Source organism: Pedobacter ginsenosidimutans (assembly GCF_001442625.1).
Taxonomy (GTDB): domain Bacteria; phylum Bacteroidota; class Bacteroidia; order Sphingobacteriales; family Sphingobacteriaceae; genus Pedobacter; species Pedobacter ginsenosidimutans.
Genome location: NZ_LMZQ01000028.1, coordinates 75,871 through 100,178, shown reverse-complemented (window position 1 = coordinate 100,178; position 24,308 = coordinate 75,871). Strand labels below are relative to the sequence as shown.

The window sequence follows — 24,308 nt, the reverse complement described above, 5'->3', positions numbered from 1 at the left end:
AAAATAAATGAAAAAAATAATTGTGTTAATTCTGGCTTTTACCCAAACTATTGTTTACGCTCAACAAAAGAAGGTGAAGGATAATTTTAATGTACAGATCAGGTTAGAAAAGGGCGATTTAAATAAAGATGGTTTGATCGACAAAACCGTAATTACGATGGATACGATCGATACAACGGTCCCATTAAGGTTACAAATATTTTTATTACAGCCAAATAAGAAATTTAAAATGGTTTTCTCTTCAACTGATGTAATTGAACCCAAATATGTAAACGGTGTACATGCTAAAAATCAAATCCCTTATTTTTTTATTGAAAACGGATTTTTATTAATGAACACCGAAAAAAATGATGTTCGCTTTGAGTATAAATTCATCTACAAAAATGGAACTTTTCAGTTGATTAAAGTCTCTAGCGTAGTTTATGATGGGCAAAATGCAACAACCGAGACTGTATTTGATCTTTTAACAGGAGTGAGAACTGAAACAACAACGTTATTAGGTTCCGCAAAAATCCTAAAGAAAAATACAAAGAAAATGATGATCAGGCCATTACCTACGCTTCAGAACCTAAGGACTCTTGGTAATAAATTAGATTAATAACATTAAAATCAGAAACATTTCCTGGTTAAAAACTAAAAAATAATGAAAAAGCTACCTCATATAACCGAAAATTTTCTCCTGCAGACTTTACGACTTCAGGTAATTATTTGCACAGCGCTTTTTCTAACGTTAAGCGCTAAAGCACAAGACAGGGCTTTGGTTAATACGTCAAATTCGCCTTATGCGAAATTGCACAGCATCAATATGACGGATGTAAGCTGGACAACAGGATTTTGGGCCGACCGCTTTAAGGTGGCTACCGAAACTATGGTACCCAATATGTGGGCCATTTATAACGATCCCAAGATCAGTCACGCTTTTGAAAATTTCAAAATTGCAGCAGGTTTAGATACGGGTTCGCATGCTGGTCCGTCTTTCCATGATGGCGATTATTACAAAACGTTGGAGGCTGTAGCTGTTTTATATGCTTCAACCAAAAATCCAAAGCTGAATGAAATGATGGATAAAGCCATTGTGGTAATCGGTAAATCACAACGCAACGATGGTTACATTTATACCAAAGCAATGATTGAGCAGCGCAAAACAGGCTCTAAAAACCAGTTTCAGGATCGGTTGAGCTTCGAATCATACAATATAGGCCATTTAATGACGGCTGGCTGCATCCATTACCGTGCAACCGGAAAAACTACTTTGCTTAACATTGCTAAAAAAGCAACAGATTATCTGTATAATTTCTACAAATCTGCTTCGCCAACATTAGCAAGAAATGCGATATGTCCATCGCATTACATGGGCGTTGTAGAAATGTACCGCACCACAAAAGATCCCCGGTATTTAGAACTGGCGCAGCATTTAATCGCCATCAAAGGTAAAATTGATGATGGAACAGATGATAACCAGGATCGCATTCCTTTTCTACAACAAACGAAAGCCATGGGCCATGCCGTTCGTGCCAACTACCTTTATGCCGGTGTGGCTGATTTATATGCCGAAACAGGTAAAGATTCGCTATTAAATACTTTAAATTTAATGTGGGATGATGTCAATCAGCACAAAATGTACATTACAGGAGGTTGCGGTTCACTTTACGACGGTACTTCGCCCGATGGCACATCCTATAATCCGGCCGATGTGCAGAAAATTCACCAGGCTTTTGGCCGCGATTTTCAATTGCCCAATTTTACTGCACATAACGAAACCTGCGCCAACATTGGTAACGTACTTTGGAACTGGCGTATGTTGCAGATTACAGGCGATGCAAAATATGCTGATGTAATGGAACTGGCTTTACACAATAGCGTTCTGTCTGGAATTAGTTTGGATGGAAAAAACTTTTTATACACCAATCCTTTGGCGCAATCGGACGATTTACCGTTTAAACAACGCTGGTCGAAAGATAGGGTGCCTTATATTGCATTATCCAATTGCTGCCCGCCAAACGTAGTCAGAACCATTGCAGAAGTTAGTGATTATGCCTACAGTACTTCAGATAAAGGATTGTGGTTCAATTTGTATGGCGGTAATAACCTAAATACAACATTAACTAATGGTCAGAAAATTTCTTTATCCCAGGAAACCAATTATCCCTGGGATGGGAAGATCAAAATCAGCATTAAGGAAATAGGGAATAAAGCTTATTCATTATTTTTGAGAATCCCGTCGTGGACACATGATGCACAGATCACAATCAATGGAAAAACTGAAAATGTTAAAGCCATTTCCGGAACTTATGCAGAAATCAGCCGCGTTTGGAAAAAAGGTGATGTAATTGAATTAAATCTCCCTATGGATGCCACTTTGATTGAAGCCAATCCCTTGGTTGAAGAAAACAGGAATCAGGTAGCGGTAAAACGCGGACCAATTGTTTACTGCCTGGAATCGACAGATTTACCTGGTAAAAGTATTTTTAATGCTTTTATTCCGGCTTCAACTAAATTTGAGGTCAAACCCATTAACATTGATGGCGCTGCAATGATGAGTTTGGTAGGAAATGCAAAAATGGTAACGACAAACAACTGGAAAAATGTGTTGTACAGGCCCATTGAAGATAAAAATACAACAACAGAAATTAAACTGGTGCCATACTTTGCCTGGGGAAACCGCGGCCATTCAGAAATGTCAGTATGGCTGCCGGTGAATAGATAAGGTCACTTTAATCGTCATCTCGACTGAAGCACAGCGAAACGGAGAGATCTATAATAGATTTCTCGACTACGTTGCACCCGATAGCTATCGGGTCCGCTCGAAATGACGATAACTATTACAATAGCCACTTATTGAGCAAATATTTAATAAAAACAATGAAACTAAAACTCTTTATATTCTTAAACCTCACTTGTTGCCTCATTGCATCAGCCACGGTAAAGCCTGCATCGATTTTTACCGATCACATGGTGTTACAACAACAAAGCAATGTTGCCATATGGGGCTGGGCCAAACCCGCTGCCAAGGTAAAAATCAATACCTCCTGGAACAAACAGCACTATACCGTTATTACTGATCAGGCTGGTAAATGGAAAATAAAAATTGCTACCCCTTCAGCCGGGGGGCCATATCATATTGAATTAAACGATGGTGAAAAACTTGTCCTGACCGACATTTTAATTGGTGAAGTTTGGTTCTGTGGTGGCCAATCGAACATGGAAATGCCTATGAAAGGCTTTAAAAGTCAGCCGATAATTGGTTCAAATGAGGCCATTCTAAAATCTACCAATAAAAACATCAGGCTTTATACTGTTCCGCGTTCTTCCATCACAGAACGACAAGAAAACAGCAAAGCGTCTCAATGGAAATCAGCTGCCCCTGAAACCGTTGCCAATTTTAGCGCAACCGCTTATTACTTTGGCTCCTTATTAAGCGAGATGTTAAATGTTCCCATCGGGATCATCAACGATAGTTACGGCGGTTCTACAATTGAAGCCTGGATGTCGCCCGAGGATTTAAAAGCATTCCCTGAGGTTAAAATTCCTTCAAAAACCGACAGCATAAAAGAAGTAAGCAGAACGCCCACAACTTTATACAATGGCATGCTTTATCCTGTAATCGGTTATGGCATAAAAGGCGCCATCTGGTATCAGGGCGAATCGAATTATGAACGTCCAGACCGCTACGAAGATTTATTCCCTGCGATGGTTTCTTCCTGGAGAAAAAATTGGGATAATGGTGATTTTCCTTTCTATTATGCTCAGATTGCGCCCTACAACTATGCCCAATTGCCACCTTATCATGTTGGCGGCAAGTTTAACTCGGCCTTTTTACGGGATGCACAACGTAAATCCCTAACTAAAATTCCAAATTCAGGGATGGCAGTTTTAATGGATATTGGTGAGGAAAAATCAATTCATCCCGCAAACAAAAAACAGGGTGGAACACGTTTGGCTTACCTGGCCTTATCTCAAACTTATGGTATAAAAGGTTTTGGTGCATTAAGTCCTAACTATGAATCTTTGAACATCGATAAAAATAAAGCGGTTATCAAGTTCCAAAATGTAACAAATGGCTTAACTTCATTTGGCAAAGATTTGGCCTTATTTGAAGTAGCAGCAGCAGACCATAAATTTTATCCCGCGAAAGCCGCTATAACAGGAAGTAGCATCACCGTTTCCGCAGAGCAGGTTAAAGTACCGGTGGCTGTTCGCTATGCCTTTAAAGATTTTGTAACCGGCGATTTATTTGGGAACGACGGATTACCTGTTTCCTCATTCCGCACCGATGATTGGGAGAATTAGTAATTTTAAAATGAATTTAACCACGAAGCCACTAAGTATTTTATTTAGGAACTTAAATGTTCTGATATGCCTTATATGGCTCGAATTTTCAAACCATGCCTCAGGTGCCCTCAGCTGCCTTAGGTGGTCAAATACCACACGCCAAAAAACATTAACCACAAAGGTACAAAGCACACTAAGTATATGGCTTATTGGCTTTAATGCCCTTATATATCTTACATGGTCAAAAAACCTCAAGCTTTCCCTGGTGTTCTCCTTGTCTTTGTGTTTCCTCACCTCAAATGTTTTTTCACAGGAAAAAGCCTCATATAACGTGGTTTGGAATACCCAAAGCCTTAATTCATCAGCCTCCATGCCTGTAGGTGGCGGCGATATCGGCCTTAACCTCTGGGTAGAAAATGGTAATGTTTACCTCTATCTATCCAAAAGCGGCACCTTCGACGAGAATAATACCTTGCTTAAACTTGGTCGTGTAAAACTCAAATTATCCCCAAACCCTTTCCAGGGGCAATCATTTAAACAAGAACTGATCTTAAAAGATGGTTATGCCCAGATCTCAGGCTCAAATGGTAAATTAAGTACAAAAATCAACGTTTGGGTAGATGTTTTTAATCCGGTTATCCATTTAGACATTAAATCCAGCCAAAATACCATAACAGAGGCCAGTTACGAAAGCTGGCGCTTTGAAGACCGCATTACAAAAGGCAAAGAGAACAACCAAAATTCGTATAAATGGGCGCCCCAGGGCATTGTAAAAACCCTTAAAGATGAAATTTCTTTTAAAAACAATACCGTTCAATTTTACCATCAAAATAAACCCGAAACTGTATTCGATATTACAGTGAAACAGCAAGGTCTCGATGATAGAAAGGCCGAATTGTTCAATCCGCTAAAAAACCTGATTTTTGGCGGCTCAATGCATGGAGATAACCTGCTTCCGGCAGGGAATGATGAAGGTATCTATTTAAGTACACCTTTTAAAGCCTGGACCTTGAAAAGTAAAAAACCTTCGCGTTCAAGCCATATTACTATTGCTTTACATACAGTTAAAACTGAATCAATTTCTGATTGGGAAAAACAGTTAACTTCATTAAAAATCAATAACAATCATAAATCCAGTATAAAATGGTGGAATGATTACTTTGAAAAGAGTTTCATCTACATCAATTCGAAAGATGAATCAGCCAATCAATCGGCTAAAAATTATCAGTTATTCAGGTATATGTTGGGCTGCAATGCCTTTGGCAAATACCCCACGAAATTTAATGGCGGTTTATTTACCTTCGATCCGCAACTTACTGATACGGCGCTGAAATATACACCCGATTTCAGGAATTGGGGTGGTGGCACGCACACCGCACAAAACCAACGTTTAGTTTATTGGCCGATGTTAAAAAGCGGCGATTTTGAAATGATGAAACCCCAGTTCGATTTCTATCTGGATTTGTTAAAAAATGCTGAAACCAGAACGGAAGCTGCCTGGGGACATAATGGCGCCAGTTTTACGGAGCAATTGGAAAATTTTGGATTACCAAATCCAGCAGAATATGGCTGGAAACGTCCTGCCGATTTTAACAAAGGCATGGAATACAATGCCTGGTTAGAGTATGAATGGGATACCGTTTTAGAGTTTTGTATGATGATTTTGGAAACAGAAAGGTATAATGGCAATAACATTGAAAAATATCTTCCCTTGATTGAAAGTTCACTTACCTTTTTCAAAGAACACTACACTTATTTAGCCAAACAACGCGGAGCAAAAGCTTTAGATGCCGATGGACATTTGGTTTTGTATCCTGGGTCTGGTGCTGAAACCTACAAAATGGCCTATAACGCCACCTCAACCATTGCGGCGTTAAAAACCGTTTTAGAACGACTTCTGGAGCATCCCAATTTATCTGAAAAGCAAAAATCAGAATGGAAAACCATGCAAAAAACCATTCCACCTATCAGTTTTAGAACGTTCGGAGATCGCGCAACAATTGCTCCTGCAAAACTTTGGGAGCGCATTAACAATACCGAAAGCCCACAGTTGTATTCTGTTTATCCCTGGGGAATTTATGGAATTGGTAAACCTGGTTTAGATACCGCCATCAATACCTTCAAATACGACACTGATGTATTGAAATTCCGCAGTTATATCGGCTGGAAACAGGACAATATTTTTGCAGCAAGATTAGGTTTAACAGAAGATGCTGCAAAATTAACCACCACAAAGTTAAAAGACTCAGGGAGGAGATTCACCGCATTCTGGGGACCTGGCTTCGACTGGGCACCGGACCATAATTGGGGCGGCTCCGGTATGATCGGTTTACAGGAAATGCTGATGCAGGTAGACGGAAAAAAGATTTATCTTTACCCTGCATGGCCTAAAGAATGGGATGTACATTTCAAACTATATGCACCTTACCAAACCACCGTTGAAGGCACTTTAAAAGATGGGAAATTAATAGATTTAAAAGTATTGCCGGAATCAAGAAAAGCGGATATAATTAATATGATTAAATAATAGGCTAAGGTTTAGTCACTTCGTCATGCTGAATTTATTTCAGCATCTAGCTAAAAAAGACCCTGAAATGAATTCAGGGTGACGATCAATATAAAATTAGTAAAAAATGGATTTACAATTAAAAGAAAAAGTTATTATCATTACCGGCGCTGCAAAAGGCATTGGTAGAAGCATTGCAGAAGTATTTGCTAAAGAAAATGCAATTGCCGTAATCGTAGGTAGAAAAGCAGCAGATAACCAAAAAGTAGTTGATGAAATTGTTGCACAAGGCAAACAGGCAGAACAATTTGTTGCCGAACTTTCCAATCCGGATGATTGCGAAAAAGTAGTTAAAGAAATCGTGGCTAAATTTGGCCGGATAGATGGTTTAGTCAATAATGCGGGTGTTAATGATGGGGTAGGCTTAGAAAGTGGAAATTATAAAGACTTTATGGCTTCATTACATAAAAATGTAGTGCATTATTACCTGATGGCACACCATGCCTTGCCCGAGTTAATTAAAAGCAAAGGTGCAATTGTGAACATCACTTCAAAAACGGCTGAAACCGGACAGGGGAATACCTCGGCCTATGCTGCCGCAAATGGTGGTAGAAATGCATTAACGCGCGAGTGGGCTGTTGAATTATTAAAATATGGCATTCGTGTAAATGCAGTTGTGGTTGCCGAATGCTGGACACCTGCTTACGAAACCTGGATAGAGACTTTGGATAATGCGGAAGAAAAACTAAAAGAGATCACTTCAAAAATTCCATTGGAAAATAGAATGACAACCGCAGAAGAAATTGCAAACATGACAGCCTTTTTAATGTCTAACAAATCAAGTCATACCACCGGACAGATTATCCATGTTGATGGTGGTTACGTTCATTTAGACAGAGCTTTGGCGAACGCTTAAATAATTACGAGATTATGTCATCCTGAGCCTGTCGAAGGACTATTGATGGTCTTCGACGGGCTCAGACTGACAATAAATAAATTTAAAATGAAAACCCTTACCTGTACAACACCTGGAACTTTCGAATATTCAGAAACAGAAAAACCTGAGCTTAAAAAAGACCATGCCATTATAAAAATTAAAAGAATCGGTATCTGTGGAACCGATTTACATGCCTTTGAGGGCACACAACCTTTCTTTAATTACCCAAGAGTTTTAGGTCACGAGTTATCTGGCGAATTGGTTGAGGCTGATGGAACCGATGGTTTCAAAATAGGAGAGGCTGTTACTTTTATTCCCTATTTTAATTGTGGCGAATGTATTGCCTGCCGAATGAGCAAACCAAACTGCTGTGTTAAAATGCAGGTTTGCGGTGTACATGTTGATGGTGGTATGCGCGAATATTTACAGGTTCCATCCAGAACACTTTTACATGGCGAGAGCTTGAGTTATGATGAACTCGCTTTAGTTGAACCTTTAGCTATCGGTGCACATGGTGTTCGCAGGGCAGATGTTCAGCCTGGAGAATTTGTTCTTGTTATTGGTGCAGGGCCAATTGGTTTGGGCACAATGGAATTCGCCAGAATTGCCGGGGCCAATGTAATCGCTTTAGATATTAACGAAGACCGCCTGGCTTTCTGTAAAGATAAATTAAAGGTTGCCCATGTAGTTAATGCAATTCAGCCTGATGTAGTGCAGCAATTGAGCGATATTACCAATGGCGATATGCCAACAGTTGTAATCGATGCTACAGGTAATCAGAAGGCCATTAACAACGCTATAAACTATATGGCACATGGAGCAAGATTCGTTTTAATCGGCTTGCAAAAAGGAGATTTAATTTTTAACCACCCTGAGTTTCACAAGCGTGAATCGACATTAATGAGCAGTAGAAATGCCACAATTGAAGATTTTGAACATGTAATCAAATCGATGAAAGCGGGTTTGGTTAATCCTACCAACTATATTACGCATCAGGTTAAATTTGAGGAAGTAAAAGATGAATTTGAAAGCTGGTTAGATCCAAAGAATGGGGTGATTAAAGCGATGGTTAGTATGGGAAATTAAACTTTAGCCATACTTTTACCTTGGGCGTCATGCTGAATTTATTTCAGCATCTATTACATACAATAGTCCTACTAAAAGATCCTGAACTAAATCTACTCAATTATCGTATTCCGATAGCTATCGGATGCGAGAAGGCTTTTAAGCCGACAGCCTGTCCCGACCTTCGGGAAAGCAATCTTTTTAGCCAAGATTAGTTGCAAGAAAGATTGCTTCGTCGTTCCTCCTCGCATCCGATAGCTATCGGATGACGATTTTTTTATTGAAATCTTTCAATGATACTTGTTTCAGTACCTATCCTGCTTAGTGTTCCTAAAAGATCCTGAAACAACCCGATAGCTATCGGGTTCAGGAAGACGATCAAAGGATTACGATCGCATAAAAAAGCCGGTAACCATAAGATTATCGGCTTTTTGCATTGTGAATGCCTTATTGAAATTATTTATAAAAAACCTCATTCCAATGCAATTCATTCCTGAATTGATTGATTTTGGTATCGGCACCGATATTTACATATTCTAAGCCGGCAATATTCGCAAAATCTAATAAATGTTCGGTAGTTAAATTCTGGCTATAAGCGGTATGGTGGGCACCACCAGCATAAATCCATGCTGCACAACCCGTTTTCATATCAGGTAGTGGTTTCCACAATACTCGGGCTACCGGTAAGTTTGGTAAATCATGTTCAGCTTCAACAGCTTTTACTTCGTTCACCAATAAACGGAAACGGTTGCCCATATCTATTAAAGATGCATTTAAAGCATCGCCACCAGCAACGTTAAAAACCAAACGCGCAGGATCTGCTTTGCCGCCAATACCCAGTGGGTGAACCTCTAAACTCGCTTTACCACTTGCCAATGAAGCATCAACCTCAAGCATGTGTGAGCCTAAAACCATCGAATTTGCCGGATCGAAGTGATAAGTATAATCTTCCATAAATGCATTTCCACCAGCTAAACCAGCACCCATTACTTTACAGGCACGTACCAAAGCTGCTGTTTTCCAGTCGCCTTCACCCGCAAAGCCATAACCATCGGCCATTAAACGTTGTGCTGCAATCCCTGGTAACTGGATCATACCATGTAGATCCTCAAAAGTATCAGAGAAACCTTTAAAACCTCCGTCTTCCAGGAATTTTCTTAAACCCAGTTCGATTTTAGCCGCTTCGTAAACAGATGAATGCCTTGCACCACCAACTTTTAAATCAGCAGCCATCTCGTAAGTCTCTTCATATTCTTTTAATAACGTTTGAATAGACGCCTCACTTATTCCATTAATTACCGCTGCTAAATCACCTATACCATAGGTGTTTACCGCGAAACCAAATTTCATTTCAGCTTCTACCTTATCGCCATCGGTAACGGCCACATAACGCATATTATCGCCAAAACGGGCGAATTTAGCACCTTGCCAATCGTGCCATCCGGCAGCAGCCCTACACCAGGTATCAATCTGTTTAGCTACTTCTTCATCCTGCCAATGACCAACAACTACCTTACGGTCTTTACGCATGCGCGAAACCATAAAACCAAATTCACGGTCGCCGTGTGCACTTTGATTCAGGTTCATGAAATCCATATCAATGGTATTCCATGGAATATCGCGATTAAACTGCGTATGTAAGTGCAATAATGGTTTCTGCAAAACATTTAAGCCCCTGATCCACATTTTAGCAGGAGAGAAGGTATGCATCCAGGTAATTACGCCGATACAGTTCTCATCAATATTGGCTTGTTGTAGGGTTTCAAAAATCTCTTCGGTTGTTTTTACAATCGGCTTGTACACTACCGAAACAGAAATACTTCCGTTCTGGTTTAACGAATCGGCCACTTGTTGCGCGTGCTCCGCTACTTGTTTTAAGGTTTCTTCACCGTACAAATGTTGCGTACCTGTAATAAACCAAACTTGTAATTTTTTTAAATCAATCATTACTATTTATGTTATTTTTAATTTATATTCTATTCAAACCTCACAGGTTTTTAAAACCTGTGAGGTTTACTACTCCCTCCATGGTCGATTACTTAGGTAAACCTTAATAACTTAAACCCGACAGCAGCGGCAGCCTCCGATTTTTTCTATCGGAGCTATAGCGAATGGCGGGGCTTTCTTTTCCTAAGCACCACTGTACTTGCTTTCCAAAACCCTTAATTTATGCAAACAAACTCAAGACCCCCAGCTAAACTCACTTCTGTCCATAATAAGCACCATCACCATGTTTACGCTCGTAATGTTTCTCTATCAACGAATCTTTTAGTTTTGGTGCCTGCGGATTGATCTGTTCGGTTAACAAAGCCATTTGTGCCACAGTTTCTAAAACCGCACTGTTATAAACGGCTTTCCCGGCTGTTTTTCCCCAGGTAAAAGGAGCGTGGTTACCCACCAAAATCATCTCGACTTCTTTATAGCTTAAACCCAAACTTTCAAAATGGTTCATGATCTGAAAACCAGTTTCGTACTCATAATTCCCTTTGATCATTTCATCAGCCATTGGTGGAGCACAAGGAATATCTACCGTTAAATGGTCTGCATGGGTAGTTCCGAAAATTGGAATTGCCCTTTGCGCCTGTGCCCAGGCTGTGCCATAAGTAGAATGTGTATGTACAATCCCGCCAATTTCTGCCCAGTGTTTATATAAAACAGCATGGGTTTTAGTATCCGACGAGGGACGTAAACTCCCTTCAACAGTATTTCCTTCAAAATCTACAATCACCATTTTCTCCGGCGACAAATCTTCGTAAGGTACACCGCTTGGTTTAATGGCAAAAACACCTTTTGATCGATCTGCAGCACTCACATTGCCGAAGGTAAAAAGTACCAGCCCTAATTTGGGCAACTGCATGTTGGCCAGGTAAGCCTGCTCTTTTATATCTTGATAGTTGCTCATGATAAATAAGGTTTTACATCTTTTTTATTGTATTTTTCCAGGTACCTGCCTAGCCCCAAATATTGTTGGTAATGCTGGCGGTAAAGTTTTTGTTTTTTAATATTTGGCTTATATTCTTTCTCAAAGCCTGTTCCCATGGCCGCCATTGCTGCTTCGATATTTGGATAAACACCTGCTGCTACGGCAGCGAACATCGCCGCACCTAATGCACAGGTATGCTCAAAACGATGGATTCTAATGGGCATTTCCAATACATCCGCCATCATTTGCATAATATAAGCCGATTTTTTTGCTACGCCACCAATACCGATAATTCCTTTTACCGGAACGCCCTGTTCTTTAAAACGATCTACAATAGCTTTTGCACCAAAACAGGTAGCAGCAGCTAAGGCACGGAAAAACCGTGGTGCATCGGTTCCTAAACCTAAACCCGTTATGGCACCTTTAAGTTCCTGATTTGCATCTGGTGTTCTACGGCCGTTCAACCAATCTATAGCCAGTTCGGCGTAGTCGCCCTCTGGTAAAGCATCAGCCTGCTTGCTTAAATTGGCGATTATTTTTCCTTCGAGCTCTGCCTTTAATGCAGTAGCTGTAGCTTCATCAATTACATCAGATTCAGTAAGTAAATGGTTTAATGGCCAGCTGATTAAATTTTTGAACCAGGCATAAACATCACCGAAAGCAGATTGTCCGGCCTCTAAACCTGCCATACCCGGAATTACCGAGCCATTAACCTGTCCACAGATCCCATTAATCAATTTTCCATGTAAATCCTGATTGGGTGCAACCAAGATATCGCAGGTACTTGTACCCATTACTTTACTCAGGTAGTATGGCTCAATCTGTCCGCCAACCGCACCCATGTGTGCATCAAATGCACCAACACCAACTACCACATCTGTGCTTAAGCCAAGTTTAGTCGCCCATTCTTCGCTCAATGTTCCAGCAGAAACATCAGAAGTATAGGTATCGGTGAATAATTTATCTCTAAAGCCTGCTAAAAGCGGATCGAGACTGCTAAAGAAATCTTCAGGAGGTAAGCCGTTAAACTCTTCTGCCCAAAGTGCTTTATGCCCGGCGGCACAACGGCTGCGTTTCATTGTGGTAATGTCGTTTCCACCACAAAGTAAAAACGGAACCCAGTCGCAATGTTCTACCCATGATGCCGCGCCTTTTTTAATAGTCGAATCAACCCTTAATATGTGTAATAATTTAGACCAGAACCATTCTGATGAATAAATGCCGCCTACATATTTAAGGTAATTGGTACTAAATTTAGTAGCGTGTTCATTAATTTCTGCAGCTTCTTTAACTGATGTATGGTCTTTCCAAAGCACAAACATGGCATTTGGATTTTCTTCAAAACCTTTGGTCAGGGCAAGGGGAGTACCCGTTGCATCAACAGCCACCGGACTTGATCCGGTTGTATCAACCGAAATTCCCTTTACCAGATGCGCTATATCGGCACCACCTGCTTTTGTTAAACAATCTTTTATAGTGTGTGTTAAACCTTCAATATAATCTAACGGATGCTGGCGGAACTGATTAACAGCCGGTTTACAATATAAACCTTTCTGCCATCTTGGATAAAGAAAAACAGACGATGCTATTTCCTTTCCGTTTGCGGTATCGACTAGAACTGACCGGACAGAATCTGTCCCGTAATCCACTCCAATTACATAGTTTGCTGTGCTCATAACAATAAATAAATGTCTAATTAACGTTTATTTTTTTGAATTAAAAAATTTTATTGCTTTTTTAATCAAAAACCTTAATTTTAACGTTTTAGTAGCATCGTTTTGTATATCGGTTTTGTATCCACAAGTGTTGGATATTTTTTTTAAACCCTATTCTTTTTTCGCTGCCGGGTATAGAAATTTAAAAGAATTGGATACCGCCTGATGCATAATCGTTGCATGGTTCTCCTGTGGTAAAAAATCAAAATATACTTTTACGTTTTTGTTCTTGAAACCTTTTATTTTTTCGGTCAATAAATTTGCATCCACTTCCATCACCCTGGGTATTTCAGTTGGCGTAAGGCCTTCTTTACCTACACCAATGTAAACATCCGTTTGTTGCTTAAACGTATTTTCCTTTATTTCGGAATCCTGATTCAACAACGAAGCATTATCCCACCATAAACTGGGACTAATGATAATGTATTTATTAAAAAGTGCAGGTCTTTTAATCAGGATTTCAGTGGCCAGCAAACCGCCTAAAGATTGGCCAATAAGGGTTTTGTTCGCATCCGTTTTATATTTTGCCTGAATATAGGGTTGAAGCTCTTTTTCAATGAACGAAATAAATTTATCCGAATGGCCTGTTGTAGGATATCTTTTCTTGTCGCCCCCGATTGTGGTAGGGAAAGTAAAATCCCGTTTACGATCTACAGTGGCAATGCCCACCACAATTGATTTAGGTAACTGATTTACCCATTCGAAACTGTTAAACTGCACAAGTCCTACAATATGGATGAAATCTTCATCTGCAGAACCATCAAGCAGATAAATTACCGGATATTTTGTGGTATCGTTTTGGTTATAGCCTTCAGGAAGGTATATATTCAAAGTTCTCTTTTCCGCAAGCGCTTTTGATTGGATTTCTTCTATTCGCCCCAAAACAAAGGGTTTGCTTTTATCGGTTTCATTTGGCCTGTTTTTTTGTCCAAAAACTACTGCCGTAAAAAAAGTTAAAAGAAAAGTTAAAAATGTTTTATTCATATGTTTCTTATAGGGTGTTTGGCGCATTAAGCTGTGCTTAATTTATCTGCCGTTTTTTTTTGAAAAATACAATTTTCATTCGGCCCGATAAAATTGATCTCAATAAGATATTTTCTCTAAGTCAATTTGGCTAACACAAAGATAGATTTGGTTAGTCTCGTTCTTTTAAGATCATGGAACTTTGTATCGATAAAAATTGTTAGCCATTGAGCTAATCAGCAGTTCCCTTCAAGCGTTGCCTGTGGCTTTTGCCCCACCTGATCATTTCCAGGATGATACCACCAAAAGACTGGCAGTATTCAGTGGAAGTATATTCAATACTTACAGGAGTATCATCTATCACTGTTCTTTTGATCAGTTGGTTTGCCGTCATTTCCTTTAATTCCTTACTCAGCATCCGCGTGGTAATTCCCGGAATGCTTCTTTCAATATCCCGGAATCTTTTATTTCCGTTACAGATGGAATTGATGATCGGCAGTTTCCATTTGCCCCCGAGCACATAAAGCGTATCCTGTAAAGCCTGTACCTCTTCTTTTTGGTTGCGTGGATTGGACAGCACCTCTGCTGCAATCTGGATTGTTTTTTCTGTTTCCATAACTGGTATACTCTGTTATACTGACTACAAAAGTATACCAATACAACCATATTTTTGGAGGTATAAAATTTATTTTTTTATCATGAACAATTTAACAGGAAAAAAAGCGCTGATAACCGGCGGAAATAGCGGCATCGGTTATGCCACTGCAAAAGAATTAAAAGCACTGGGTGCAGAGGTGATTATTACCGGAAGAAGAAAAGATGCCGTTGAAAAGGCTGCTTCAGACCTTGGTGTGATAGGATTGGTGGCAGATCAGAGTCAGATTACCGCAATTGAAGGGTTGGCGAGTGAGGTAGGAACAATCTTTGGTAAAATTGACATCCTGTTTATCAATGCGGGTGTAGTGGAGCAGAGCAGCATTGCGGATGCGACTGAAAAAAGTTTTGATAACATTTTTGGTGTTAATTTTAAAGGTGCCTACTTTACTTTGAGCAAATTTATCCCATTGCTGAATGATGGTGGTTCTGTGGTATTCCTTTCTTCGAATACCGCACACATGGACGGGGCAAACAGCTCGATTTACTCTTCAAGCAAAGCAGCACTGAACTCGGTGATGCGTATTGCAGCTGTAGAGCTTGCACCGCGCCAGATCCGGGTGAACAGTGTGAGTCCAGGCCCTATCGCTACAGAAATCATGAACAAAATAGGATTGAGCGGAGAACAGTTAGCAGGTATTAACCAGTGGCTGATCGGCCGTATTCCGCTCGGCAAAATCGGAAAATCTGAGGACGTGGCCAAAATGGTTACTTTCTTTTGTGGTGATGCTGCCACTTATATTACAGGGGCAGAAATCGTAATGGACGGGGGCATGAGCCTGAAAGCCTAAGACGAAATGGTTAAAGGTACAGGCGAAGGCTGTCTGTACCAGTAACTAGGAAAACATCTTGAAACCAAAACAATAATTTTTTGGGAGGCAAGCCCATTTATAGGTATTTTTGCTGATCAAGCAAAAATATTTATGAGCAATACTCCGCAGAAGTTAAAGCATCAGCAGGTGCAGTACCTTGAATTTCTTTCCCGCGACCTTGAAAGGGTCAAAACATTTTATACATCGGCTTTTGGATGGGTTTTTACCGATTACGGGCCTGAATATACCGCTTTTGAAGGGGATTTTGTGGATGGAGGTTTTACCATTGGAGCGCCGTCGAAAGGAAGCATCCTGGTTGTACTTTACTCACAGGATTTAGAAGGGACAAGAACAAATGTGATTCGTGCAGGCGGCGTGATCTCAAAAGAAATCTTTGCTTTCCCTGGCGGGCGCCGGTTTCAGTTCCTTGATCCGGATGGTTATGAGCTTGCCGTGTGGTCTTTATAAGGATGGGCACGATACCCTATCCTTTTAAAAGAGGCCACGGGTTATCAATTTCATTATTTTTTGTGAAGTTCCTGCGCAACCCCGATCAGAAGGCCTTCTGATCCCCTGATGTAGCAGAGTTTGTAAACGTCTTCATATTGAACAACTTCACCAACAAGTGTGGCGCCGTGTTTTTGCAGTCTTGGCAACAACTCGTCTATATCTGAAACCGTAAACATTACACGCAGGTAGCCAAGGGAATTAACAGGTGCTTCGCGGTGGTCTGAAATGGTAACCGGAGCAAGAAACTGTGAAATTTCAAGGCGGCTATGGCCATCGGGGGTAACCATCATAGCAACTTCCACGTGCTGGTTACCCAACCCTGTAACCTTACCTGCCCATTCTCCCTCGATTGTTGCCCGGCCTTCAAGTTTCAGTCCGATTTCTGTGAAAAAAGAGATTGCATTGTCAAGGGATGCCACAACAATGCCCATATTATCCATTCTGATCAATTGGTTCTGTTCCATAAGGATTTGGTTATAATTTAAAATTAAGGAATTTCACAAAGTTAACCGACGTTTTATAGAATAAATTGTACAGATCGGAACAGCGGGTATGATATTCATCATGCGTACCTGGTGTCCATCTATCTTTCAGTCAGTGATGAGTCTGGTACTAAAGATGTAATCACCTATTAATATGGTTTGAATTAGGAAATATGTAATTTTAAGCTTAAAATAGAAAAATGACCAGAACTATACCTCATCTTAGCGTGATTGATATCGAGCAGGAAACCGCTGGCGTAAGCAACTACAAAAATATTCCACTTTCCCTCTTTAACGACCATGTTGTAAGGGTTGGGGTAATGACTGAGCCCTTTTACTGGCACTACCATCCAAATAGTGATGAAACCTTTATGGGCATTGAAGGCACTTTATTAATTGATCTTGAGGACCGTACGGTGGAGCTGAAACCTGGACAGCTATTCACCATTCCTGCAATGGTTAAACACTGTACCAGACCGCTTGATGAACGTTCGGTGAACCTTACCTTCGAACTTGCTGAAATGGAAACGGTTAGATGCGAGGCAAGTTGATCATTGTATTTTGGTTTATGCCATCCTGATAAACATACCAGCAAATAATTTTGAGTAATCAAACGAATAGTATATCTTCCATAATCTATTTTTATGTAATACGGCTGTTGCTACAGATCGATAGCAATGAAAAAAACGATTATATGTGAGGAGACAGCGGCAGACTGTATTTCTGGATCAAAGAAACGGATCTTGCAGCAAAACGGTTTGAGAAAACCTGGAGTATAATCCAATGCTATTAAACTTAGAATAAAACAAACAATAAAATTATCGTGAAAAAGACACTCTTAGTTATTGCCTTGAGCCTGTTTTCAATCCTTCTGAACGCACAGAGCCTTTACCCTGAAAAGTTTGAAGACTGCAAACTATCCGAATTCTGCCTGGATTGCGGAAATCCACAGGCGCAGCCACCAAAGACAGTCTTCCAGAATATTCTGCGTGGTATCGGCGAAAAAAACCTTTTAACGCTCAAAGGTACGCTGGAAATGCAAATCCTGGTCGATCAGGAAGGCAAGCCCTGCCTGTTAAGCATCGATAACAAAACCAACATGGGTTCGGCCGAACTCCGCATCAGGCAATCGGTCAATGCTACTGAAAACTGGACACCTGCAATAGATGGCACGAAAAAGGAAAACAGCTCGGTATCGCTCATCATGGAATTTGTAGATGGGAAATTCAGAGCTAAACGCATGACATTTAACTTTACTAACCAATCCAATATGAAAGCCACCGGTACTCCCGACCGGAAGGGAAGTGAACGGGCAGCGCTTAGTGAGGGCTGGAAAGTATTTACACAGGGCAACTCCGAACTGCCCTGGGATATGAGCAGGGCCGTGGCAGCTGATTTAAAGGGCAATATCTGGATCGGAACCGATAACGGAATTGTAAAAATATCAGAAGGCAAATGGCAGCACTTTAATTCTGGAAATACCATTATTTCTGCTACGCAGTACAATAAAGGTCAGACGGAGTCGGTCCGGGACATGGCGGTTGATCAAAAGGATAGTAAGTGGTTTGTGATCGGCTATGATGTTTACCGCTATGATAACCGTGTTTGGGCCAAATTCGATTCGCTGAACTCACCCATTAACTGGGCAAGAAAGATCGTAGTCGACCCTAAGGGGAATATTCTTTTCACCTCTTGGGATGGGGTAGCCAGGTTTGACGGCAGCAAATGGAGTGTGATGAACAAAAAGAACTCGAAGTTGCCATCTGATAGGGTTCTGGGTGTGTTTGTGGATAGCAAAGACCGTACATGGATCGGTACTTTTGAGGGCAACGTTGTTATTGAAAAAGGTAAGACCACTGCCTTAAACGATGACTCGTCACCACTATCAAAGGCTTACATTTCCAAGATGTGGGAAGATAAAAAAGGCAATCTCTGGTTTTCGCTCTATAATGAAAAAGGAGCAGGAGCGGGAATGTATATACTTTCTCCCGACGAAAAATGGCAGCGTATATGGAGCGATGCCCCAACAATGTTTGCCGGAAACAGCATCAATGATTTCTTTTTGGATGAAGAAAAAAATATCTTATGGCTCAGTCAGAACAACATAGGCATCATTAGATACGACATAGCGAGGAAAAAGACCGAAATCTATACCACTGAAAATTCTAATGTTCCCAGTGTCAATATCGAACGGATCACAAAGGATCGGGTGGGTGCAATCTGGGCAGCAACCTTTGCCGGAATAATCAAAACAACATTAAAATAAGAGACACAGTTACCTCATTATGTTTGAAGGATATCTCCTAACTTTTCCGCCTGATCCTTTATTCTGTGGATACAAAGCTGTAACACATGGGGCCTATCCGATATTGGTTTCTTCGGCTTCAGATCAGGTGAGGCTGGAAGCTGAACTGTCTAAAATGTTTGAACATTAATATCAGGATATTTTATTAACCGCATTGGCTTTTTATTTATACAAATACTAAACGTTTATGATCGGCCTGTTACAAATTCTCCTTTCTTACAATGACCTTAATTCCGTGTTTGTAAAAAACAAGATCCCGTTTGCCCCTTAATTTGATAAATCCATTTCGGACAACCATAATTTTAGTATATTAGGTTAATCAAAAGGGATGATAACCCAAATCAATCGATCCGATTAAAAATCCCAAAAAAAAATATTCCAAAGTCCACCTTCACGCCGTATTTACCCCACGTTTAGGCCGCTTTCCGGCCAGGCTTGCGTGGTACCTGCTTGCATACTGCTTTGCACTTGCTTCGGTTGAGTTGTAGCTCTAGTTTAGATCAGGTAGGTCAAAGATTTAATTCGCTTTAGGTTGGGAGGTTAACAATAGCTAAATGAAAGGTAAAAAGAAGGTTATTTTAAGGTATTGTTGGTGTATAGCTGTGTCGGAGCAGCCCTGATCGTTCAAAATGCGCTCACCGGTTTTAAAGTACTTTGCATCAAGTATAGGGCAGAAGGCAGGATCAAAGTTCGGAAAGGTTGATTGAACCTTTTGCCGCTTAAGAAATGATTATAGCATATTCCGTTTAAATAGGATGGAAGCGGCTAATGCAGCCGATTTTAAGTTTGCTCCGCATCAGCTTAACCATCAGGAATATTTACAGGAAAAAGAAAAAAATCATCAGCCCTGACAAACTGTTGTCATAAGCCCCCAATAACTTCGCTGCATCATTAAAACAATTAGCAATGAATTTAATATCAACACGCATTATTACCGATCAGGTAGAGGCACTTATCCATTTCTACGAACAGGTAACAGGTTTAACCGCCACCCGGTACACGCCCGATTTCGCCGAACTGAAAACCAAAACCGCAACTTTAGCCATTGGCAGCACCCGTACTTTACAGTTTTTTGGTGGCAACCAAGTGGCACAGCCTGCACAGAACCGCAGTGTGATTATCGAATTCCGGGTTGATGATGTACAGCAACTTTTCGATCAGCTCGCTGCCTCCTTAAAAGGTGCCATCGTACAAGAACCGACCGTAATGCCCTGGGGCAATCAATCTTTATTATTAAGAGATCCTGATGGCAACCTGGTGAACCTTTTTACTCCGGTAACGCCCGAAGCTATAGAGAAGTTTAACGGTAGTTAACCTGATATGATAGCGGATTAGGTAGAGGTTGACTGAAATGTTCCGGGAAAGAAATAAAAAAAGGGGCTGCCCGATCATTTTCGAACAGCCCCTTGGTTTTTTCCTATAAATAATTTCTGACCTGAATTATATTCTTTTAAAATGGATATGAATAAAGCGTCATGTTACTTTTAGTATCTTTTGCAACACTATAATTACCATATCCATAACCAAGATTGCGGTTTGTCAGGTTATATACAATAAAGTCGAAAGGAATATTCGAAGGCAATTTTAGTGATACCAATCCGCTTGCATCCGTCACCCCTTTAAGAGACGAGGAATTAATCACATCTGAAACATTACCCGAATTAAGTTTAATATCGTTAACCGGGTAAGCTACCACGCCCACATTTTTTAATGGAGATCTGTAATCGCTGGTGGATATCAATGTGAGGTTTAAAGTACCGGAGAATGCAGAAACTTTAACGCTCTTTTTTTTATCTGTATCCGCAACCACCTGAACAAATTCGTCAGTACGGTATCTCGCTTTGTTAACAATGGCAGTATCACAAATAACCAGGTAGTTTTTAGGCAATAGGTCAGAAAAATAAGCTACGCCGTCCTGATCAGTCCTTATGGTAGCTATCAAAGCATTGGCACTTGGGTAACTCGTGTTTAAAACGACCTTCGCATCGTATAACGAAACTTTAGTCCCAGCCAGGCCTTTCCCTGCATCATCCACAAGTTTATAACTTAATTTGCCTGAATTTACGCCATCAACTAAATTAACATTGGTAATCTTTTTACAGGAGAGTGCTAAAATAAACAGCCCGAACAGGACCATGATTTTACATTTCATATGATTATAAAATAAGCTCGGTTACGATCAGACTATGGTTGATAGATATTCATTAAATAGTTAACCGTAGCATCTTTTTGTACCGAAACGCTATTATTATAATTGTAAGAGGCATTAGTAACCGTATTATAGAGGTATACTGCGTATTGCTTGTTTGAAGGAATTTTGAAAGTGATCAAACCGGCATCGTTGGTCACGCCCGTAAAATCGGCAACTTTTAAATTGGTAGCTGTAGTTGACGAGTAATTGAATTTATTCGACGGAACCATAATCACGCCTATATTTTTTAAAGGTTGATTATTATTGTAAGATCTTACTGTTAATGCAAATGTTCCGGAATAATCTGTCACTTTTGTTTCTTTCGCTTTAACTGCACCAGTAAGCACCTGAACATACTCCTGAACTATATAAGCTACATTATTAACCTTTGCAGAATCCGCCACAAGCAGATAATTGCTTGGATTAAGGTCTCCAAAGTCGGCCAAACCGCTCGGATCGGTTAAACGGGTTTCTAACAGGATGTTGGTATTTGAATAGTAAGTATCAGTGCGGTCAAATAAAGATACTTTCACATTTGCCAATCCTTTTCCGGCATCGTCAGTTAACTTATAAGTAAGTTTTCCGCTGGTAGAAAGTTTAACATCAACATTGGTGGTTTTTTTGCAGGAGATAAAAACTGCCACAAGAAGAATTAAGAGTGTTAATTTTGATTTCATATACATATTTATTTTGGGCGCAAATATAGAATAATAGTTGAGCACTTATTGAATATTTTTACTCAGTTAAAAGACAAAATAAATACCGATTTGATAATCAGTGGAGTTATAAAATTGCATCAGGATGAAATGCCGCTATATCCTGATGTAAGTTGAAAAAACTGGATCGCAAACTTAAGTATTTTCCATCACCAGCGTAAACGACCAGACCAACCTGCTTAAATAGCTCAAGATATTTAAAGTATTATTGATGTTGATCCGTCTTCACTATCACAATCCTGTTTGGTGTTACAATAGGCATTAAAGAGGAAATATATCCCAAAGATCAACATAAAAATAATGGCAAGAAAACAGTTAAACAGCGGAAATGCACCGGGCGTTGAATTAGCAAAAGCAAAAATAACAAGAGAAAGTTTGGGCAACATTGCCCGCTTGCTTACTTATTTAAAACCCTATCGTGGTAAATTTATTGCTGCGTTGTTTTTTCTATTTTTATCCAGTTTGGTCGGGCTGGCCTTTCCTTCTTTTATCGGTGCCTTAATTGATACGGCACAGGGCAAGCACACCAACAGTTACCTGCCAGGCACCATACAGGGCATTTTAATGTTAGCATTTGCCGTATTGGCATTGCAGGCGGTAGTGTCTTATTTCAGAATATTATGGTTTGTTAATGTAGCAGAACGCTCCCTGGCCGACATCAGGCGCGACACCTACTTCAAGTTGATCACCCTGCCTATGAATTTCTTCTCGAACCGCAGGGTAGGCGAACTGAACAGCAGGATCTCTGCCGACCTTTCACAAGTTCAAGACACTTTAACCACCACCATTGCGGAGCTGTTGCGGCAGCTTGTGCTGTTTGTAGGCGGTATCGTTTTTATGGCCATTATATCGAAAAAGCTGGTTTTTGCCCTGCTTTTGGTCTTACCCGTGATGATTGTATTTGCGGTGCTGTTTGGCCGTTTCATCAAAAAGATTTCGCGCCAGGCACAGGATAAAATGGCAGAATCAAACAGTATAGTGGAAGAAACCTTATCGGGTATTGCCAATGTAAAAGCATTCGTAAATGAGGCATTCGAGGCTACGCGTTACCGGAACACCATTCGCGAGGTAGCAGATATTGCCATTAAGGGCGCAAAGTTCAGGGGCATGTTTGTATCCTTTATTGTGCTGTGCGTTTTTGGTGGGGTACTGGCAGTAATCGGCTATGGCTGTGTGCTGGTCAGTCACCATGAAATAACCTTTGGCGAACTTTTAAAGTTTTCATTATACGCAATGTTCCTCGGCAGTTCGCTGGGAAGTTTTCCCGAACTTTTTGCCAACCTGCAAAAGGCTGTAGGGGCCAGCGAAAGGGTACTGGAAATATTGGGCGAGCAGGGCGAAGCTGTTTCCATAAACGAAAAGGATCAGGTGACGAGCCAAAAAATAGTGGGGAATCTCGCTTTTAACCATGTCAGTTTTGCCTATCCTTCACGGCCGGAAGTAGCCGTATTAAACCATATCTCTTTTGAGGCCAAAGCCGGACAAAAAATAGCCATAGTAGGTCCGAGTGGCTCGGGCAAATCGACCACAGCAGGATTGATACTGCAATTTTACCATCCGCAAAGCGGTGAAATACTTTTTGATGGCAAACCAGCTGCTGCCTATTCGCTTACAGATATCAGGAACCAGATCGCAATTGTTCCGCAGGATGTAATGTTATTTGGCGGAACGATATTGGAAAACATTGCTTATGGCAAGTTAACGGCTACCAAGGCAGAAATTATACAGGCCGCTAAACGGGCAAATGCACATGATTTTATCAGCACATTTCCTGAAAGTTACGAAACCATAGTTGGAGAGCGAGGCGTAAAACTCTCAGGCGGACAGCGTCAGCGCATTGCCATTGCCCGGGCTATATTAAAGAACCCGTCTATATTAATTCTCGACGAAGCCACTTCTTCGCTCGACTCTGAATCAGAACGTTTGGTACAAGAAGCCCTGGAAGAATTAATGAGCGGCCGCACCTCAATCATCATCGCGCACCGTTTATCTACCATTCGTGAAGCGGACAGGATCCTGGTGATGGAAAAGGGACAGATTATCGAATCGGGCACCCATAAGGAACTCATCAGCAGTGAACAGGGTTTGTACAGGTATTTGAGCGGCTTGCAGTTTGAGGTGCAGTCGTAAAGGTTAGAAACAAAAATGGGAAAGAATTCGATTTCTCCACTCTTTCCCATTTGGTGAACCTGTTGGTACAAAACCCGAACCACTTTATAGAAGATTTAAAACTTTTACCCAACCTAATAAGCCCTTA

General features: G+C 40.6%; 21 protein-coding genes and 1 pseudogene. 13 read left to right on the top strand and 9 right to left on the bottom strand.

Going from position 1 to position 24,308, the window contains the following annotated elements:
* Positions 1-7: 7 nt before the first annotated feature.
* The 3 genes from ASU31_RS22135 to ASU31_RS22125 all read left to right on the top strand — a co-directional run bounded on the left by ASU31_RS22135 (position 8) and on the right by ASU31_RS22125 (position 4,290).
* Positions 8-598 (top strand): hypothetical protein, encoded by a 591-nt coding sequence (locus ASU31_RS22135; RefSeq protein WP_057934436.1) that lies wholly within the window; start codon positions 8-10, stop codon positions 596-598.
* Between the two features lie 45 nt (positions 599-643).
* A complete protein-coding gene (locus ASU31_RS22130; RefSeq protein WP_209435033.1) occupies positions 644-2,707 on the top strand; it encodes an aceric acid hydrolase in 2,064 nt (687 codons plus the stop codon).
* 155 nt (positions 2,708-2,862) lie between these two features.
* On the top strand, positions 2,863-4,290 hold the full coding sequence (locus ASU31_RS22125; RefSeq protein WP_157258201.1) for a sialate O-acetylesterase: 1,428 nt from the start codon (positions 2,863-2,865) through the stop codon (positions 4,288-4,290).
* Here ASU31_RS22125 and ASU31_RS27960 read toward each other — a convergent pair.
* Positions 4,261-4,644 carry a hypothetical protein gene (locus ASU31_RS27960; RefSeq protein WP_245224586.1) on the bottom strand — a complete coding sequence of 128 codons (384 nt, stop codon included), beginning with the start codon at positions 4,642-4,644 and terminating at the stop codon, positions 4,261-4,263. The two genes, ASU31_RS22125 and ASU31_RS27960, sit on opposite strands and share 30 nt — an antisense overlap.
* On the opposite strand from ASU31_RS27960, the gene ASU31_RS22120 reads away from it, so the two are divergent.
* The 3 genes from ASU31_RS22120 (at position 4,643) to ASU31_RS22110 (ending at position 8,801) form a co-directional block, all read left to right on the top strand.
* The gene (locus ASU31_RS22120; RefSeq protein WP_245224585.1) at positions 4,643-6,799 is read left to right on the top strand and encodes a DUF5703 domain-containing protein; all 2,157 of its coding nucleotides are present in this window, start codon (positions 4,643-4,645) and stop codon (positions 6,797-6,799) included. The genes ASU31_RS27960 and ASU31_RS22120 overlap by 2 nt on opposite strands.
* A 106-nt stretch (positions 6,800-6,905) precedes the next feature.
* Complete coding sequence (locus ASU31_RS22115; protein WP_057934435.1) at positions 6,906-7,694, top strand: SDR family oxidoreductase; 789 nt, start codon at positions 6,906-6,908, stop codon at positions 7,692-7,694.
* A gap of 87 nt (positions 7,695-7,781) precedes the next feature.
* Complete coding sequence (locus tag ASU31_RS22110; RefSeq protein WP_057934434.1) at positions 7,782-8,801, top strand: zinc-binding alcohol dehydrogenase family protein; 1,020 nt, start codon at positions 7,782-7,784, stop codon at positions 8,799-8,801.
* Between the two features lie 435 nt (positions 8,802-9,236).
* On the opposite strand, the gene araA is transcribed toward ASU31_RS22110, so the two are convergent.
* From araA to ASU31_RS22085, 5 genes are all read right to left on the bottom strand, one after another.
* Positions 9,237-10,727, bottom strand: a complete 1,491-nt coding sequence (gene araA / locus ASU31_RS22105) for an L-arabinose isomerase (protein WP_057934433.1) — start codon at positions 10,725-10,727, stop codon at positions 9,237-9,239.
* 253 nt (positions 10,728-10,980) lie between these two features.
* On the bottom strand, positions 10,981-11,682 hold the full coding sequence (locus ASU31_RS22100; protein WP_057934432.1) for an L-ribulose-5-phosphate 4-epimerase: 702 nt from the start codon (positions 11,680-11,682) through the stop codon (positions 10,981-10,983).
* The gene (locus ASU31_RS22095; RefSeq protein WP_057934431.1) at positions 11,679-13,379 is read right to left on the bottom strand and encodes a ribulokinase; all 1,701 of its coding nucleotides are present in this window, start codon (positions 13,377-13,379) and stop codon (positions 11,679-11,681) included. The genes ASU31_RS22100 and ASU31_RS22095 overlap by 4 nt, the downstream gene beginning before the upstream one ends.
* A gap of 150 nt (positions 13,380-13,529) precedes the next feature.
* On the bottom strand, positions 13,530-14,402 hold the full coding sequence (locus ASU31_RS22090) for an alpha/beta hydrolase (protein ID WP_057934446.1): 873 nt from the start codon (positions 14,400-14,402) through the stop codon (positions 13,530-13,532).
* A gap of 211 nt (positions 14,403-14,613) precedes the next feature.
* Complete coding sequence (locus ASU31_RS22085; protein WP_057934430.1) at positions 14,614-14,997, bottom strand: winged helix-turn-helix transcriptional regulator; 384 nt, start codon at positions 14,995-14,997, stop codon at positions 14,614-14,616.
* 82 nt (positions 14,998-15,079) lie between these two features.
* On the opposite strand from ASU31_RS22085, the gene ASU31_RS22080 reads away from it, so the two are divergent.
* A complete protein-coding gene (locus ASU31_RS22080; protein ID WP_057934429.1) occupies positions 15,080-15,826 on the top strand; it encodes an SDR family oxidoreductase in 747 nt (248 codons plus the stop codon).
* Positions 15,827-15,958: 132 nt separating this feature from the next.
* Entirely contained in the window at positions 15,959-16,315 is a 357-nt protein-coding gene (locus ASU31_RS22075; protein WP_057934428.1) for a VOC family protein, read from the top strand.
* Positions 16,316-16,368: 53 nt separating this feature from the next.
* Here the strand turns inward: ASU31_RS22075 and ASU31_RS22070 are convergent, their stop codons facing one another.
* Entirely contained in the window at positions 16,369-16,821 is a 453-nt protein-coding gene (locus ASU31_RS22070; RefSeq protein WP_057934427.1) for a VOC family protein, read from the bottom strand.
* Positions 16,822-17,039: 218 nt separating this feature from the next.
* On the opposite strand from ASU31_RS22070, the gene ASU31_RS22065 reads away from it, so the two are divergent.
* The 4 genes and pseudogenes from ASU31_RS22065 (at position 17,040) to ASU31_RS22055 (ending at position 20,458) form a co-directional block, all read left to right on the top strand.
* Complete coding sequence (locus ASU31_RS22065) at positions 17,040-17,390, top strand: cupin domain-containing protein (protein WP_057934426.1); 351 nt, start codon at positions 17,040-17,042, stop codon at positions 17,388-17,390.
* Between the two features lie 161 nt (positions 17,391-17,551).
* Positions 17,552-17,632, top strand: a pseudogene (locus tag ASU31_RS28135) (DUF1963 domain-containing protein); the annotation flags it as partial.
* A 30-nt stretch (positions 17,633-17,662) separates the two neighbouring features.
* Positions 17,663-19,105 carry a ligand-binding sensor domain-containing protein gene (locus ASU31_RS22060; protein WP_157258199.1) on the top strand — a complete coding sequence of 481 codons (1,443 nt, stop codon included), beginning with the start codon at positions 17,663-17,665 and terminating at the stop codon, positions 19,103-19,105.
* Between the two features lie 945 nt (positions 19,106-20,050).
* A complete protein-coding gene (locus tag ASU31_RS22055) occupies positions 20,051-20,458 on the top strand; it encodes a VOC family protein (RefSeq protein ID WP_057934424.1) in 408 nt (135 codons plus the stop codon).
* Positions 20,459-20,594: 136 nt separating this feature from the next.
* Here ASU31_RS22055 and ASU31_RS22050 read toward each other — a convergent pair whose 3' ends face one another.
* Positions 20,595-21,296 carry a SpaA isopeptide-forming pilin-related protein gene (locus ASU31_RS22050; RefSeq protein WP_157258197.1) on the bottom strand — a complete coding sequence of 234 codons (702 nt, stop codon included), beginning with the start codon at positions 21,294-21,296 and terminating at the stop codon, positions 20,595-20,597.
* A gap of 32 nt (positions 21,297-21,328) precedes the next feature.
* Positions 21,329-22,012, bottom strand: coding sequence for a hypothetical protein (locus tag ASU31_RS22045; RefSeq protein WP_057934422.1), 684 nt, complete (start codon positions 22,010-22,012; stop codon positions 21,329-21,331).
* 339 nt (positions 22,013-22,351) lie between these two features.
* Between ASU31_RS22045 and ASU31_RS22040 the strand changes: the two genes are divergently transcribed.
* Positions 22,352-24,181, top strand: a complete 1,830-nt coding sequence (locus ASU31_RS22040) for an ABC transporter ATP-binding protein (RefSeq protein WP_057934421.1) — start codon at positions 22,352-22,354, stop codon at positions 24,179-24,181.
* Positions 24,182-24,308 lie beyond the last annotated feature (127 nt).

Coding starts and splice junctions, on each gene's coding strand:
- ASU31_RS22135 (WP_057934436.1), top strand. CDS start 8: ATGAAAAAAATAATTGTGTTAATTCTGGCTTTTACCCAAACTATTGTT.
- ASU31_RS22130 (WP_209435033.1), top strand. CDS start 644: ATGAAAAAGCTACCTCATATAACCGAAAATTTTCTCCTGCAGACTTTA.
- ASU31_RS22125 (WP_157258201.1), top strand. CDS start 2,863: ATGAAACTAAAACTCTTTATATTCTTAAACCTCACTTGTTGCCTCATT.
- ASU31_RS22120 (WP_245224585.1), top strand. CDS start 4,643: ATGCCTGTAGGTGGCGGCGATATCGGCCTTAACCTCTGGGTAGAAAAT.
- ASU31_RS27960 (WP_245224586.1), bottom strand. CDS start 4,644: ATGGAGGCTGATGAATTAAGGCTTTGGGTATTCCAAACCACGTTATAT.
- ASU31_RS22115 (WP_057934435.1), top strand. CDS start 6,906: ATGGATTTACAATTAAAAGAAAAAGTTATTATCATTACCGGCGCTGCA.
- ASU31_RS22110 (WP_057934434.1), top strand. CDS start 7,782: ATGAAAACCCTTACCTGTACAACACCTGGAACTTTCGAATATTCAGAA.
- araA (WP_057934433.1), bottom strand. CDS start 10,727: ATGATTGATTTAAAAAAATTACAAGTTTGGTTTATTACAGGTACGCAA.
- ASU31_RS22100 (WP_057934432.1), bottom strand. CDS start 11,682: ATGAGCAACTATCAAGATATAAAAGAGCAGGCTTACCTGGCCAACATG.
- ASU31_RS22095 (WP_057934431.1), bottom strand. CDS start 13,379: ATGAGCACAGCAAACTATGTAATTGGAGTGGATTACGGGACAGATTCT.
- ASU31_RS22090 (WP_057934446.1), bottom strand. CDS start 14,402: ATGAATAAAACATTTTTAACTTTTCTTTTAACTTTTTTTACGGCAGTA.
- ASU31_RS22085 (WP_057934430.1), bottom strand. CDS start 14,997: ATGGAAACAGAAAAAACAATCCAGATTGCAGCAGAGGTGCTGTCCAAT.
- ASU31_RS22080 (WP_057934429.1), top strand. CDS start 15,080: ATGAACAATTTAACAGGAAAAAAAGCGCTGATAACCGGCGGAAATAGC.
- ASU31_RS22075 (WP_057934428.1), top strand. CDS start 15,959: ATGAGCAATACTCCGCAGAAGTTAAAGCATCAGCAGGTGCAGTACCTT.
- ASU31_RS22070 (WP_057934427.1), bottom strand. CDS start 16,821: ATGGAACAGAACCAATTGATCAGAATGGATAATATGGGCATTGTTGTG.
- ASU31_RS22065 (WP_057934426.1), top strand. CDS start 17,040: ATGACCAGAACTATACCTCATCTTAGCGTGATTGATATCGAGCAGGAA.
- ASU31_RS22055 (WP_057934424.1), top strand. CDS start 20,051: ATGAATTTAATATCAACACGCATTATTACCGATCAGGTAGAGGCACTT.
- ASU31_RS22050 (WP_157258197.1), bottom strand. CDS start 21,296: ATGAAATGTAAAATCATGGTCCTGTTCGGGCTGTTTATTTTAGCACTC.
- ASU31_RS22045 (WP_057934422.1), bottom strand. CDS start 22,012: ATGAAATCAAAATTAACACTCTTAATTCTTCTTGTGGCAGTTTTTATC.
- ASU31_RS22040 (WP_057934421.1), top strand. CDS start 22,352: ATGGCAAGAAAACAGTTAAACAGCGGAAATGCACCGGGCGTTGAATTA.